The 13,043-nt window shown below is 69.7% G+C and carries 13 protein-coding genes; 3 read left to right on the forward strand and 10 right to left on the reverse strand.

The features are described 5' to 3' along the window. The first annotated feature begins 82 nt into the window (after positions 1–82). Entirely contained in the window at positions 83–1,036 is a 954-nt protein-coding gene (locus ACIA12_RS04680) for a UDP-glucuronic acid decarboxylase family protein (RefSeq protein ID WP_396365439.1), read from the forward strand. Here ACIA12_RS04680 and ACIA12_RS04685 read toward each other — a convergent pair. The 9 genes from ACIA12_RS04685 to ACIA12_RS04725 are packed head-to-tail and all read right to left on the reverse strand — an operon-like array spanning position 948 to position 10,806. Further along, positions 948–1,913 carry a glycosyltransferase family 9 protein gene (locus ACIA12_RS04685; protein WP_396365440.1) on the reverse strand — a complete coding sequence of 322 codons (966 nt, stop codon included), beginning with the start codon at positions 1,911–1,913 and terminating at the stop codon, positions 948–950. The genes ACIA12_RS04680 and ACIA12_RS04685 overlap by 89 nt on opposite strands. Further along, the gene (locus ACIA12_RS04690; protein WP_396365441.1) at positions 1,913–2,599 is read right to left on the reverse strand and encodes an SDR family oxidoreductase; all 687 of its coding nucleotides are present in this window, start codon (positions 2,597–2,599) and stop codon (positions 1,913–1,915) included. Before ACIA12_RS04690 ends, ACIA12_RS04685 begins: the two co-directional genes overlap by 1 nt. Beyond that, the gene (gene rfaE2 / locus ACIA12_RS04695; protein WP_396365442.1) at positions 2,596–3,954 is read right to left on the reverse strand and encodes a D-glycero-beta-D-manno-heptose 1-phosphate adenylyltransferase; all 1,359 of its coding nucleotides are present in this window, start codon (positions 3,952–3,954) and stop codon (positions 2,596–2,598) included. The genes ACIA12_RS04690 and rfaE2 overlap by 4 nt, the downstream gene beginning before the upstream one ends. Next, entirely contained in the window at positions 3,951–4,562 is a 612-nt protein-coding gene (locus tag ACIA12_RS04700; RefSeq protein ID WP_396365443.1) for an SIS domain-containing protein, read from the reverse strand. The genes rfaE2 and ACIA12_RS04700 overlap by 4 nt, the downstream gene beginning before the upstream one ends. Then, positions 4,562–5,764, reverse strand: coding sequence for a glycosyltransferase (locus tag ACIA12_RS04705; protein WP_396365444.1), 1,203 nt, complete (start codon positions 5,762–5,764; stop codon positions 4,562–4,564). Before ACIA12_RS04705 ends, ACIA12_RS04700 begins: the two co-directional genes overlap by 1 nt. Beyond that, positions 5,761–6,720 (reverse strand): glycosyltransferase, encoded by a 960-nt coding sequence (locus tag ACIA12_RS04710; protein WP_396365445.1) that lies wholly within the window; start codon positions 6,718–6,720, stop codon positions 5,761–5,763. Before ACIA12_RS04710 ends, ACIA12_RS04705 begins: the two co-directional genes overlap by 4 nt. After that, positions 6,717–7,721 (reverse strand): glycosyltransferase family 9 protein, encoded by a 1,005-nt coding sequence (locus tag ACIA12_RS04715; RefSeq protein ID WP_396365446.1) that lies wholly within the window; start codon positions 7,719–7,721, stop codon positions 6,717–6,719. The genes ACIA12_RS04710 and ACIA12_RS04715 overlap by 4 nt, the downstream gene beginning before the upstream one ends. Further along, positions 7,721–9,175 carry an HAD-IIIA family hydrolase gene (locus ACIA12_RS04720; protein ID WP_396365447.1) on the reverse strand — a complete coding sequence of 485 codons (1,455 nt, stop codon included), beginning with the start codon at positions 9,173–9,175 and terminating at the stop codon, positions 7,721–7,723. The genes ACIA12_RS04715 and ACIA12_RS04720 overlap by 1 nt, the downstream gene beginning before the upstream one ends. Then, positions 9,172–10,806, reverse strand: a complete 1,635-nt coding sequence (locus ACIA12_RS04725; protein ID WP_396365448.1) for a carbamoyltransferase — start codon at positions 10,804–10,806, stop codon at positions 9,172–9,174. Before ACIA12_RS04725 ends, ACIA12_RS04720 begins: the two co-directional genes overlap by 4 nt. A 208-nt stretch (positions 10,807–11,014) precedes the next feature. Here ACIA12_RS04725 and ACIA12_RS04730 point away from each other — a divergent pair, with 208 nt between their 5' ends. Beyond that, a complete protein-coding gene (locus tag ACIA12_RS04730; RefSeq protein WP_396365449.1) occupies positions 11,015–11,809 on the forward strand; it encodes a sigma-70 family RNA polymerase sigma factor in 795 nt (264 codons plus the stop codon). A gap of 84 nt (positions 11,810–11,893) precedes the next feature. Continuing rightward, on the forward strand, positions 11,894–12,580 hold the full coding sequence (locus ACIA12_RS04735) for an ANTAR domain-containing protein (RefSeq protein WP_396365450.1): 687 nt from the start codon (positions 11,894–11,896) through the stop codon (positions 12,578–12,580). Positions 12,581–12,584: 4 nt separating this feature from the next. On the opposite strand, the gene ACIA12_RS04740 is transcribed toward ACIA12_RS04735, so the two are convergent. After that, positions 12,585–12,830, reverse strand: coding sequence for an ANTAR domain-containing protein (locus tag ACIA12_RS04740; protein WP_396365451.1), 246 nt, complete (start codon positions 12,828–12,830; stop codon positions 12,585–12,587). Positions 12,831–13,043: the final 213 nt, after the last annotated feature.

The raw sequence follows: 13,043 nt of genomic DNA on the forward strand, positions 1-13,043 counted from the left end.
AGGTCGGCCAGACGTACGGCAGGCCGGGCGGACGGATCTCGCGAGTTCCGTTTCGGAGGTTGCGCGGGGGGTACCGCGGGCCATGGTCGAGAGTCATGTCGTGGTCACCGGCGGAGCGGGCTTCGTCGGGAGTCATCTGTGTGAGCGCCTGCTGGCCGAAGGTCATCGGGTCAGTTGCCTGGACAACTTCCTCACCGGTACGCCGGACAACGTCGCGCACCTGCTCGACGAGCCGCGGTTCAGCCTGGTCCGCGCTGATCTCACGGAGTTCGTCCACATCCCGGGCGAGGTCGAGCTCGTTCTGCACTTCGCCAGCCCGGCATCGCCGATCGACTACCTGCGACTGCCGATCCAGACGCTCAAGGTCGGTGCCATCGGCACCTGGCACGCGCTGGGCCTGGCCAAGGAGAAGCACGCACGGTTCCTGCTGGCCAGCACCTCGGAGGTGTACGGCGACCCGCAGGTCCACCCCCAGCCGGAGTCCTACTGGGGACACGTGAACCCGATCGGCCCACGCGGCGTGTACGACGAGGCGAAGCGTTATGCCGAAGCGCTGACCACGGCGTACCGGACCAGCGAGGGCCTGGACACCGCGATCGTGCGGATCTTCAACACGTACGGCCCCAGGATGCGGCCGAACGACGGCCGGGCGATCCCGACGTTCATCCGGCAAGCACTCGCCGGGGAACCCCTGACCGTGGCCGGTGACGGCAGCCAGACCCGCTCGGTCTGCCATGTCGACGACACCGTCGACGGCATCCTCCGGCTGGCCTTCAGCGGTCACCCGGGCCCGATGAACATCGGCAATCCGGACGAGCGGTCGGTACTGCGGATCGCTCAGGACGTACTGGCGATGACCGGATCGACGGCGGGGATCGAGTTTGTCGACCGCCCGGTCGACGACCCGGCCGTCCGGCGGCCGGACACCGCGCTGGCCGAGCAGGTTCTCAGCTGGAAGCCGCGGATCGAATGGCGGGACGGTCTCCAGTCGACGGTCGACTGGTTCCGGACCTCAGCTGCTGTCGCGCTGCGGTGACGACCTCGGGAACGGTGATCCGCAGCAGCGCCTCGTCCGGCCGGTCCGCATGCGGATCACCCAACCGGCTTCCCCGGTAGAGCACGGTGTGGAGGTCGGGATCGATGGCCGGTCCCCACCACGCGGGCGGAGTCGGGCCGAACAGGGTCACGGACCTGATCCCGAGCGCGGTGGCCAGATGGGCGACGCCGGTGTCGCCGCTCAGCAGCAGGGACGCGGAGGCCAGCCGGGCCGCCAGGTCGTCGAGCGAGAGCCGCCCACTGAGATCCTCCGCACCGGTCCGGGCGGCCAGTTGCCCGCACAGTTCGGCCTCCGACCCGGTCAGTACGACGGGCCCCTCGGCCGTCATCTCGTTGATCACCTGAGCCCAGCGGCCCAATGGCCACTGGCGCGCCACGCTGGCGGCCCCGGGGTGCACGACGATGGTGCCGTCGGCAACCCCGGGGATCTCCAGGCGGAGGTCGTCGGCGGAGCACGGCCCGCCCGCGTGGGCGACGAGCCGGCACCACCGATCGACCTCGTGTTCGTCGCGTTCCCAGCGACAGGCACTCCGATAACCGGCGGCCGCGCAGTCGAAGGCGATCAGGTCAGCTGGGCCACCCGCCTGAAGCAGCCGATGGCTTTGCGGTCCGCAGCCATGGAGGTTGACCGCCGTGTGCCGCCCGAGTCTCGACCCGGGCGGCGGACCGTACAAATCCTCGGTCGGTACGACCTCGTCCACGACACCCAGCCGGCAGAGCCAGTCCGAGACCGGCCGCGGTCCGGCGATCAGCAGCGGACGATCACCATCAAGCCTGCGCAGTCCGCGCAACGCCGGTACGCCGGTGAGCGCGTCGCCCAGACCGAGCGCCCGAAGTACCAGGAAGGGAGCGCTCATCAGGGCCAGGACGGCTCGACGGAAGGACAGACGACGAGCTCGCGGATCTCCACTCCACGTGGCTGGGACAGCGCGTAGACGACCGCGTCGGCGACGTTGGCGGGATCGTTGAGCACCGCATCCGGACCGGGCTTGTACTGCTCCGGCCGGCCGTCGAAGAACGCCGTCTGCATGCCGCCGGGGATCAGCATCGTCACGCCCAACCGCCCGGCCGTCTCGACGGCGAGCGCCCGGCTGAACCCGACGACGCCGAACTTCGACGCGCAGTACGCCGTCGCGTCACTGAGCGCCCGCAGCCCGAGGGTCGAGGCGACGGTGACGAGCCGGCCATGGCTGCGCTCCAGCCGCGGTACGGCGGCGCGCGCGATGGCCGCCGTACCGACGAGGTTGACGCTGATCACCCGCACCCAGTCGGCCAGCTCGACGTCTTCGATCCGGCCGCACGCGTCGATGCCCGCGGCGGTGACGACTCCGGTCAGCGGACCGATCGCGTTCTCGGCCGACGCCAGAGCGGTTTCGGCCGCCGCGGGGTCGGACAGGTCGACCTCGACCCAGCCGGCCTCGCTGTCAGTGGGTTGCTGCCGATCGAGGGCGATCGCGGTACCGCCGGCTTTCCGGACCGCCGCGACCACCGCGGCGCCCAGTCCGCTGGCTCCGCCGGTGACCGCTACTCGTTCAACACTCATGACCTGCTCCATTCCTCGAGGATTGCTGTGGTTGAGCGACCGCGCAGGTACGGCACCAGGACGACCCGTCCGCCCCAAGCGTTGACGACGGCCGTCTCGGGCAGCATGTCGGCCGTGTAGTCGCCGCCCTTGACCCAGATGTCCGGCCGGAGCCGATCGAGCGTCTTGCGCGGGTCGTCGTCGGCGAAGACCATGACGGCGTCGACACAACGCAGCGAGCGCAGTACCTGGCAACGGTCGGCTTGCCGGTTCACCGGACGCCGGTCGCCTTTCAGCCGGCGGACGCTCTCGTCGGAGTTGACGAGCACGATCAGCGCGTCGCCGAGCTGCCGCGCTGCCTGCAGGGCGGCGATGTGCCCTGCATGCAGTACGTCGAAGCAGCCGCCCGTCGCCACGACCGTCCCGCCGGCTGCCCGGACCCGCCGGATGACGGCCTCCGGATCCAGCTCCGGTGGTTCCTGTGCGGCCAGGCTGGTTTCCTGCACCCCGCCGCCGGCCAGCCACTCGGCCGTGTCCTGTACCGCCGCCTCGATCGCCGCCGGCGTGGTGCTACCGGTACCGATGCCAGCGGCAACAGTTCCGGCGAACCGGTCGCCGGCGCCGCAACTGTCGCCGCGATACTCGAACGGCGCGGGCACGAATCTCGGCGGCGCGTCCGTCGTGGCGTAGTGAACTCCCTTGCTGCCATCGGTCACGGCCACGGACCAGGTCTGCCACTGCTCCCGCAACGCGGCGGCCACCTCGTCGAGCCGATCCGATCCCCGGCCGCGGAAGTGGAACGCTTCCGAGCGGTTCGGGGTGACCACCGTGACTCCGGGCGCCGGCTCACAGCCGCGCGGGTGGGGATCCCAGACCATCGGTCGCCGGCCGGCCCAGCGGCGAAGCAGGCTGTTGACCGCGGGATGACTGATGACGCCGCCGGCATAGTCCGACACCAGCACGGCATCGGCCTGGGCCAGGGCGGCCGCGAATTCTGCCAGTGCTGCCGGGTCGGGTGGCTCGGCCTGGTCCACCGTTCCGTCCACGTCCATCCGCAACAGCGATTGGCCGCTGCTGCGTACTCTCGTCTTGGTCCGGGTGGCCGAGGCTTTGAGCAGTGGCTGGAGCTGGACGCGCCCAGCCAGCAGCTCGCCGAGGTGTTCGGCCTGCTCATCGTCGGCGGTCGCCGTCGCCAGGCTGACCTCGAGGCCATCGCGGGCCAGCAGAGTGGCAGCCAGTCCCGCGCCGCCGGCTCGCTCGTACACCGTCTCGATGTCGACGACAGGCACGGGCGCATCGGGCGTCACCCGGTGCACGTCACCGGAGATGTCACGGTCGAGCAGCACGTCGCCGACTACCAGGATCCGGCCCGTCATCGCAGCACCTCCTCGTGCATCTGCTGCGCACGCTGGGCCATCGGCAGGTACCACTCCACCGACGCACACAAGGCGTGGATCGCGACCAGGTGGGCCTCCTGGACGGCGGTCGACGCTGCCGACTCCACCGGCAGCGCTTCGTCGGCCAGATCGGCGAGCGGGTTGGGACGAGGTCCGGTCATCGCCCAGACCTGCAGTCCTTTGACCCGGGCGGTGGTCGCGGCGCTGAGCAGGTTCGGGCTGCGTCCGCTGGTCGACAGCAGGATCAGGATGTCGCCGGCCCTGCCATGGGCGGCGACCTGGCGGGCGAAAATGCCGTCCGGGCCGAAGTCGTTGCAGATCGCAGTCAGGCTGGAGGTCTCGGCGTGCAGGGACAACGCCGACAGTGGCTCGCGGTCGGCCTCGAACCGGCCGACCAGCTCCGCGGTCAGGTGCTGTGCCTCGGCGGCACTGCCTCCGTTGCCTGCGGCAAGCAACTTGGCGCCGCCGGCCAGCGCGACGGCGAGCTGACGCCCCCAGCCGTCCAGCACCTCCTGCTGGTGATCGAGGCTGAGCAACGCGTCCTGGAGATGGCCGAGATGCTGGCCGAGCGTTCCGAAGTCAGCCATCAGGACACCTTTCCCGCTGCCACCGGCGCAGCTATTCGTCGATAGATCTGTTCGGTCGCGGCCGCGACTTTCGGCCACGTGTACTTCGCGGCGACCCGGGCGCTGCCCGCTTGGCCCAGCCGCTGCCGCAGAGCCGGATCCGCGAGCAGCGTTGCCAGTGCAGTCGAGAGCGCGGCGGGGTCGCGAGGCGGTACGAGTAGGCCGGTCACGCCGTCCACCACGGTGTCGAGCAGACCCCCGACAGCTGAGCCCACGACGGGTCGCCCGCAGGCCATCGCTTCGAGTGGAACGATGCCGAACGGCTCGTACCAGGGTGTGCAGGCGACCACGTCGGCCGAGCGCAGTAGTCCGGGCAACTCGGCGCGGGACACCGGCCCGACCAGTCTGACCCGGTCCGTGAGTCCGAGCCGATCCGCTTCGGCGCGCAACCGGCGTACCTCGTGATCGTCGTCGAATCCGGTGACCGGCCCGCCCGCGATCACCAGCTCGGCAGTCGGCAGCTCGGCCAGAGCCGCGATCACGGTGTCGACACCCTTACGCTCGACCAGCCGGCCGAGTGACAGGATCCGCTGGTGGCCGTCGGTCCACCAGCGGTCGTCCGCTGTGGTGCCGGGGAACTGATCGACGCCACAGGGCACGACGTGCAGGGTTTCGGCCCGGGCCCCGAGGGCGAGCAGTTCGGTCACCTCATCGGTCGCCGTGGCGATCACCGCGTCGGCGGCCAGCGCCAGCCCGGTCTCGATCCGCAGCCGCTCCGGTGGCGAGGTGTCGTTGCGGCCCTGGTGCCGGCGCTTGATCACGCCCAAGGCATGGAACGTCTGGGCGTAAGGGAAATCGGCCAGTTGCCGGGCCGGCCGGCACGCCAGGCCGGACATCCAGAAGTGGGCGTGGACAACCTGCGGGGGACTGGCCGCCCAGCGACTTCCGAGCCACTGGCCGAAGGCCGGCATGTGGGGGAGAAGCTCGTCCTTGGGGATCGGCTCGGGCGGCCCGGCCGGAACGTGGATGACGTCGACGTCCGGTCCCAGCTCGACCCGCTCCGCGATGGCGGGATCTTCCCGCCGGGTGTAGACCTCGACCTGGTGCCCGCGGTCGGCGAGCGCCAGCGACAAGGCCGCCACATGGACGTTCTGGCCACCGGCATCGGCTCCGCCGAGCACCGCCAGCGGACTGGCGTGCTCGGAGACCATCGCGATCCTCATGCGCAGACCTCCTTCAGTAGTGCGTCCCACTCGGTGAGGAACCTCGGCAGACCGAAGTGCCGCAGCGCGTGCTCGCGAGCTGCCCGGCCGCGTTCGCGGGGTTCCTCGGGTTCCATCCGCCAGCGCGCTGCCATGTCGGCCAGCCGGTCGGGGCTGGCGCTGACCAGGCCGGCGGCGGCGGGCACGGTCTCGTACGCCGCCGTCGCACCGATCGCGAGGACGGGCAGACCCAGCGTCATCGCCTCGATCAGGGCGAGGCCGTTGCTGGTCCAGCGGTACGGGTGCAGATAGCCGAAGTGCTCGACCATCCGTTCGTGCAGGTAGTCCTGGGAGAAGTCGCCCACTTCGTCCAGCCCGTCGGTGATCCGGGAGAGCAGCTGGTCGGTGCCCATGCCGTAGACGCTCACCGGCACCTGGGTCGCGATCCGTTCGAGCAGGTCGAGGCCGGCCACCCGCCGGCGGCGTACCGGTTCGTTGATCGCGGCAACCAACGAGTCGAGATACCCCTGGTAGTGGTAGCCGTAGTCGGGCACCCCGTGCTCGATCACGACGGTCGGTGCGATCCCGTTGTCCCAGATCATCCGGTTGTACTCCGTGACGTGCACGATCGGGATGTCCGTCCGCGCCGCCAGCCAGTGCTGCCAGTCGTCGACGTCGCCGCGGGGAGTGTTGTGCTCGACATAGACGGCCGGTACTCCGCGCCGCCCCGGCGCCCGTCCGGTCCAGCGGGCGAAAAGCTCCAGCTCGTGTGGACGTTGCAGGACGACCGCGTCGAACTCGGCGTCGCGAAGTTGCTCCGGACCGAGCTCCGTCACGGTGTCCGGCCACTCGTAGGTCTGCGCCCGGCCCTTGCCGTCCGCCCCGCGATCCGGCAGCACCGGAACGTAGTACTCGTGCGCCCCCTGGACGAACGACGTCATCCAGGCGGCGTGGACGTGCCAGCAGAGAATCCTCACGCTGCGACCTCCTCGATCAGCTTGCGCACGGCAACGACCACTTCCTCCGGGTCGATGCCGTTCAGGCAGGGGTGTCCGGAGATCGGGCACTCACGGGCTCTGGTGTCGCGGCAGTCCGCCTGCTGATCACCGAGCAGTACCGACGGAACCCGCCACGGCCCCCAGTTGCGGGCTGGGACCACCGGCGCGAACAAGGAGACGACCGGCGTACCGACGGCCGCGGCGAGATGGGCAGGGCCGGTGTTTCCGACCACCACGCACGAGGCGCCGCGCAGTACCTCGGCCAGTCGCGCGTAGTCGGTCCGGCCGCCAAGATCTGTCGCGTTGCGGCCCGCGACGGCTGCAGTCAGGGACTTCTCCTGCGTACTACCGGTCACCAGCACGCGATGACCGTCGCGGCAAAGGGCCTCCACCACTCGGGCCAATGGCCCCGGGCCCATGGACCTGGCCGGCACCGACGCGCCCGGATGGACGACGACGTACGGCTCGGCGTCCGCCTTGGCGACCGGCAGTCTCGTCTTGATCAGCAGCCTGCCGTCGTCTCCGAAGGGCAGTTCGTAGCCGGCGGCGCGCACGAGCGACAAGGCACGATCGACCTCGTGTCCCGGCTCGGCATGATGCCGCAGGTCGAGCAACGAGCCCGGATAGTCCACGCTGTCAGCGGCGATCTCGGGGATACCGGCCATCCGCAACAAGAGGGCCATCGGCAACGGACTCTGGTGGTACGAGGTCAGGATGATCGCCGCGGCCAGATGTGCGAGCGACAGTACGTCGATGAGCGTGTCGACGCTCTTCCGTTCGACCGGTGGTGGATTGAACCCGGTCCAGGGGCACGGCCAGACGAGTAGGTCGTGGACGCCGGGAAGGAGGCGCGCGGCCTGTTCGCCGGACGGGGCGACGAGCAGTACGACGCGGTCGGTGGCCGCGACGGCCCGGATCGCCGGTCCGGCCAGCAAGACGTCGCCGTCGTTGTCCAGCCGGGTAATCAGTACGGTTCGCATCAGGATCGCCGGCTTTGGCGGAGTATGAGGTCGACAGCCGCGGTGAGGTTCGGAGCAGTCGCGCGGGTGGTCAGGATCTCCTCGGGCCTGGTGTTCACCGTCGGCACCAGTACGGAGCGGGCGCCGGCCGCCGTCGCGGCGGCCACATCCGAGCCGATGTCGCCGATGACAACGATCTCGTGCGGCGCGACGCCGAGTTCGGCCGCGGCTGCCAGGACCATGCCCGCCGCGGGTTTGCGGCAGGCGCAACCATCGGTGGATCGGTGCGGACAGACCTGCCAGGTCTGGAACGGGCCGAGCAGTTGGTCGATCCGTCGATTGACATCGGCCACCTGATCGGCGGTGATCCGGCCATGGCCGATCCCCGACTGATTGGTGATCACCCCGAGCCGCACGCCCGCCGTCCGCAATCGCTCGACGGCGGCGGCCGCGTCGTCGACCGGCCGGACCTGCTCAGGATCACCGTTGTAGGGAACGTCGTGCACGAGCGTGCCGTCCCGATCGAACAGTACGGCCTTGACCGGGCCGGGCCACGGCTTGCTGCCGCGGTGGCGCAGTGTGCCGCGTGCTCGGTGCCAGACCGCGGCATAGGGGAGTACTGCCGACGTCACCGCCATCTTGGTTATCTCACCGGCGGTTCGCGGTCCGGGAAGAACTCTGCGTCGGATGAGGTCGGACGTGAGCGCCGCCCAACCGAGTGCCGCCCAAGGCCGCAGCCTGGTCGCCAGCAGGACTGTCGTCAGCACGGTCGCGAGGTGCCATCTGAATCGGCCGGCGGGGCACTCGGTTAGCCGGCGCCAGTCCCGGCCGTACATCGCCCGTAGCAGGGCGTCATCGGCATTGCCGCGCTGGACCCGGACACTGACCCAGAAGTCTTCCGGCCGGACCGGGTGGATCACGTAACGGTTGCCCTTGGCAAGCTTTCCGCCGTGCTGGCGGACCCGCAGAGCGAGGTCGGCGTCTTCGCGGTAGGCCCGCGGGAACCGCTCGTCGAAGCCTTCCACCTCGGCCAGCGCCGACCGGCGGTACGCCATGTCGGCGGTCGCCCAGTCGGCTTCTTCGAGGCCTGCGGTACTGCGCTCCCAGTCGGTCGGCCGCCGGTCACCGGGCCGGGGTACGACGATGCGCCCCTGTACGCCCGCGGTCAGGGCATCGGCCGTCGTGAGGTCGGCGAGCAGGTCCTCCGACCAGCTTTCGGGCAGCCGGACGTCGTCGTCCAGGAACGAGACCCACTCGGAGTCGGAGCGCCGCCAGCCCAGGTTCCGGGCCGCGGCCGGCCCACGACCGTGGCCCCGCAGTACGGTCGTGGCAACGGCCAATGGCTCGCGTGGCCGTGCGCGGTCGTCGACTACGAGTACCTCGTCAGGTTGCCGGGGCTGCTTGGCGAGATCGGCCAGCAGCTCGTGCAGGGATGGCCTGCCGACAGTGGGAACGACCACCGACCAACTGGTCACCGGAAGGCCGCCTGTCGTCTGATGACGTGCGGACCGAGCACCAGGAGACCGGCCGGGGTCGAGCCGAACAGTTCGAGCGCGTCGGAAGGGCTGTCCACCATCGGCCGGCCGGCGGTGTTGAGACTGGTGTTGACCAGTACCGGCAGTCCGGTCCGCGCTTCGAACTCGTCCAGCAGCGAGGCCAGCAAGGGCTCGTCGGCGCGGTCCACGGTCTGGATCCGGGCGGTGCCATCGACGTGTACGACGGCCGGAATCCGCTCCTGCCAGGCCGGTGCGACGTCGTGGACGAAGAGCATGTACGGACTGGGCAATGGGCCGGCGAAGATCTCGGCGGCCTTCTCCACCAGGACCAGCGGCGCCACCGGGCGGAACTGTTCGCGGCCCTTGATGTCGTTGAGCCGTTCGAGGTTCTGCCGATGTCCGGGGTGGGCCAGCAAGGACCGGTGGCCGAGCGCCCGCGGTCCGTACTCCGACCTGCCCTGGTACCAGGCGACGATCTCGTTGTCCGCCAGCGCCTGGCCGACCACCGCGGCCAGATCGGGTGGCGTCTCGAACGGCAGCGCCGCCTGCCGGAGCCTGGCCGTGAGTTCCTCGTCGCTCCATTCCCGGCCGAGCGCGGCCGTGGTCATCGGCTGCGGACGCTCGGTCACTGCGCTTAACTGCAGGGCTGCGCCGAGCGACGTACCGGCGTCACCCGCCGCGGGCTGGACCCACAGGTGCTCGTACGGTCCGTGCTGAGCGATCACCGAATTGGCGACACAGTTCAGCGCCGTACCGCCCGCCATCGTGAGTGCCTTCGCCCCCGTCTGCTCGTGCAACCAGCGAGCGAGTTCGAGCAGTACCTCCTCCAGCCGGCGCTGCACACTGCAGGCCAGGTCCGCCTGGGCGCCGGACAACTCTTCGCCACTTCGGCCGGCCGCCGCGAAGGCCGCCCAGTCGACACTCTCGGTGACGAAGCCGCCGTCACCGGTGGTACGGACGAGTTCACGGAAGTCGGCCAGATGCCGCGGTTTTCCGTACGACGCGAGCGCCATCACCTTGTACTCGTCACTCGACCGGAGGAAGCCGAGATGCTCGGTGAGGTCCTCGTACAACAGGCCGAGCGAGTGCGGCAGCTCCTGCGCGGCGAGCACCTTCAACTCGTTGCCGTCGTACAGGCCGGCCAGGTGCGAGGCCCGTTCGCCTCGTCCGTCGAGGACCAGACAGGCGTTCCGCTCGTACGGCGCGGCCAGCCCCGCGGACGCCGCGTGGGCGACGTGGTGCGGTACGAAAACCACCTTCTCCGGATCTAGTCCGGGCAACGCGGCCGCGAGGAATCGGGGCGCCCGCCAGGCGTAATCGACCCGGACCTGGTCGCCGGGATCGGTTACACCGAGGCCCGACAAATCGACGCACAGCGACGGGTCGAACGAGTAGCCGACGGCATCGAGTTCGGACGGTTGCAGACCCGCTTCGGCCAGGCACCAGCGGATCGCCTGCTCAGGCAACTCCCAGGCCGACCAGGGGACCGGCCGCTTGCCGTGCTTGCGCCGGCTGAACCGCTCCTCCTCCGCCGCGGCAACTATCCGGCCGTCGACCACCAGCGCGGCCGAGGGATCGTGGAAGATCGCGTTGACTCCGAGAACCCGCATCCAGGTTCACCTCCTCAGGAACGAGGACGCGGCAGTACCCCTCCAAAGTGCTCGTACACGTGCAGTAGCGCTTCTTCTTCCCGAGGTCCCGCTCTGCAGAGGTTTTGGGCAGCGAAGCGTTTCTCCGGATAGAGCTGGGTACGGGAGGAACGTCGGCCTTGACCCAGCCCCGCGTCAGCTAGCCGGCAGTGGCTGAGCGGAGCCCTCGGTGGCTATTGGTGAACCATCCCGTACGACGACGCAGCAGCATCACAGAGGACAGCACGCGGCCGAGGTGGAGCGGCTGCTGAGGCTGGCGGCCGTCGAGTCGGGCAGCAGGCGTACCGAACTCGTGGAGCAGGCAACGGTGGCGGGGGTGCCGATCGCCAACACCCTTGCCCGGCGGTACCGGCACCGCGGTGTCGATGAGGAGGATCTCAACCAGATCGCGATGGTCGGCCTGGTGAAGGCGGCCCGGGGATACCGGCCGGGCCCGGACACCGACTTCCGGTCGTACGGACTGCCCACGATCCGGGGCGAGATCCTGCGGTACTTCCGGGACCAGGCGTGGATGGTGCGGCCACCGCGCCGGATCCAGGATCTGCAGGCAGCGATCAGCGCTGCCGAGAACGAGCTGGCGGCGACCCTGCACCGCTGGCCGGACGACGCGGAGGTGGCCGCGCACCTCGACGTACCGGTAAGGGAAGTGGTGGACGCGCAGCGGGCGCAGGGATGTTTCCGTCCTGCCTCGCTGGACGCCACCGTCGGTGGGTCCTCGTCGTTGACGCTGAGCGCGTTGATCCCCGAACGCGGCGACACCTATCGGCTGGTCGAGCACGTGGAATCGCTGCGGCCGGTCGTGCAGGGACTGGCGCCGCGCGACCAGCTCATCCTTCGGCGCCGTTTCGTCGACCATCGCACCCAGGCCGAGATCGGCACCGAGATCGGCGTGAGCCAGATGCAGGTCTCGCGATTGCTGCAGGAGATCATGCTGCGGCTGCGATCCGCCTTGCTGGCGGCCTGAACGCGATCTACGGTTGAACCAGGTTCGGAAGGCAGCCTGGCCCGTCCCGTCACCAAGGGTTTCAGTGCTATGGATTCATCCTTCGTGCGTACGCGCCCCGACTCCGTACCCGGCCGGTTCCGCTGGCTTGCCGACAGTGGTCCGGCGCTGCGGGTCGAGTTCGACTTCGTCCCCGGTCTGCTGACCGCCACCTTGCGTGGCAACCTCGACGGACGGCTGGAAAGACAGCTGCGCCGTGTCGTCCGCGACGCGGTCGGCTGGTGGCCCGACCGGATGCTGGTCGATGCGACGGTGCTGGCCGCCGCGAACGAGCAGGGTCTGGCCACCATGGCGCAGGTTCTGACCGAGGTGGTGCCGGACAGCATGCCGACGGCCGTCGCCGGCCTGGAGCCGGACGTCCTCGAAGAGCTGACCACCCGGCGTCCGCTCACAGTCAGGGCGTTTCCCACCCGGCCGATGGCAGTGGCCGAGCTCTTGAGCCTGCCGGCTACGGCTCCGCCCTCCCCGGACCTGTTGATCGAGGAAGTCCGCCACCTGCGGCGGGCGCTGGCCTCGCGCGCGGACATCGATCAGGCCAAGGGAATCCTGATGATCGTCTACGGACTCAACCCGGACGCGGCGTTCGCGCTGCTGACCTGGCACTCCCGCAACGGCGGCCTCGCGGTCCGCGACCTCGCCCGACGCCTGGTCTCAGCCGTACACGGCGTTCCGGCGACCCACCTCACCCCTCAGCACGTCGACCATCTCCTGGCCGCGCTCAGCCGCCCCTGACTGTTCAGTCCGGCACCATTGCCGGGGTCGGTAGCTGACGGAGCAGGTCTTCCAGCCGGCGGAGGATCTGCTCCGGGCAGCTTGTCGGCCGGCCGAGGCAGATCCCGCGGACGAGGCCTTCGGCGACTTCCCCGATCGTGGCGCCGCACTTGTCGGCCCATGCCTGCAACTGCCGGGCCGCCGCATCCGGCGAGATGTCGTACCAGTCCATCAGCACGCCGACGGCTTGCTGGACTACTGCTGGATCCATCGTTGGTGTCCTTCGCGATGCCAGGTCGACACGGCACAGCAGCGCTGATGGGCTGATTGCGCAACCCAGGTCGACCGTGGCTCGTCAGAGCGCCTTCCGGTACCCGGCGGCTTTCGGATTCATGTATGTCCGAAGGGCGGGCTTGTGTCCCAGGTTCTTGTTTCGGGGCGATCCGGCGGGGAACCGCGAAGGCATCTGATCGCTACGGGAACA

It is taken from the genome of Kribbella sp. NPDC051620, assembly GCF_044453825.1.
Lineage (GTDB): Bacteria > Actinomycetota > Actinomycetes > Propionibacteriales > Kribbellaceae > Kribbella.

What these genes read in the sequence shown, in the direction of transcription:
- ACIA12_RS04715 (WP_396365446.1), bottom strand. Translation starts at nt 7,721, where the DNA reads ATGCGAACCGTACTGATTACCCGGCTGGACAACGACGGCGACGTCTTG.
- ACIA12_RS04740 (WP_396365451.1), bottom strand. Translation starts at nt 12,830, where the DNA reads ATGGATCCAGCAGTAGTCCAGCAAGCCGTCGGCGTGCTGATGGACTGG.
- ACIA12_RS04685 (WP_396365440.1), bottom strand. Translation starts at nt 1,913, where the DNA reads ATGAGCGCTCCCTTCCTGGTACTTCGGGCGCTCGGTCTGGGCGACGCG.
- ACIA12_RS04680 (WP_396365439.1), top strand. Translation starts at nt 83, where the DNA reads ATGGTCGAGAGTCATGTCGTGGTCACCGGCGGAGCGGGCTTCGTCGGG.
- ACIA12_RS04705 (WP_396365444.1), bottom strand. Translation starts at nt 5,764, where the DNA reads ATGAGGATCGCGATGGTCTCCGAGCACGCCAGTCCGCTGGCGGTGCTC.
- rfaE2 (WP_396365442.1), bottom strand. Translation starts at nt 3,954, where the DNA reads ATGACGGGCCGGATCCTGGTAGTCGGCGACGTGCTGCTCGACCGTGAC.
- ACIA12_RS04700 (WP_396365443.1), bottom strand. Translation starts at nt 4,562, where the DNA reads ATGGCTGACTTCGGAACGCTCGGCCAGCATCTCGGCCATCTCCAGGAC.
- ACIA12_RS04690 (WP_396365441.1), bottom strand. Translation starts at nt 2,599, where the DNA reads ATGAGTGTTGAACGAGTAGCGGTCACCGGCGGAGCCAGCGGACTGGGC.
- ACIA12_RS04725 (WP_396365448.1), bottom strand. Translation starts at nt 10,806, where the DNA reads ATGCGGGTTCTCGGAGTCAACGCGATCTTCCACGATCCCTCGGCCGCG.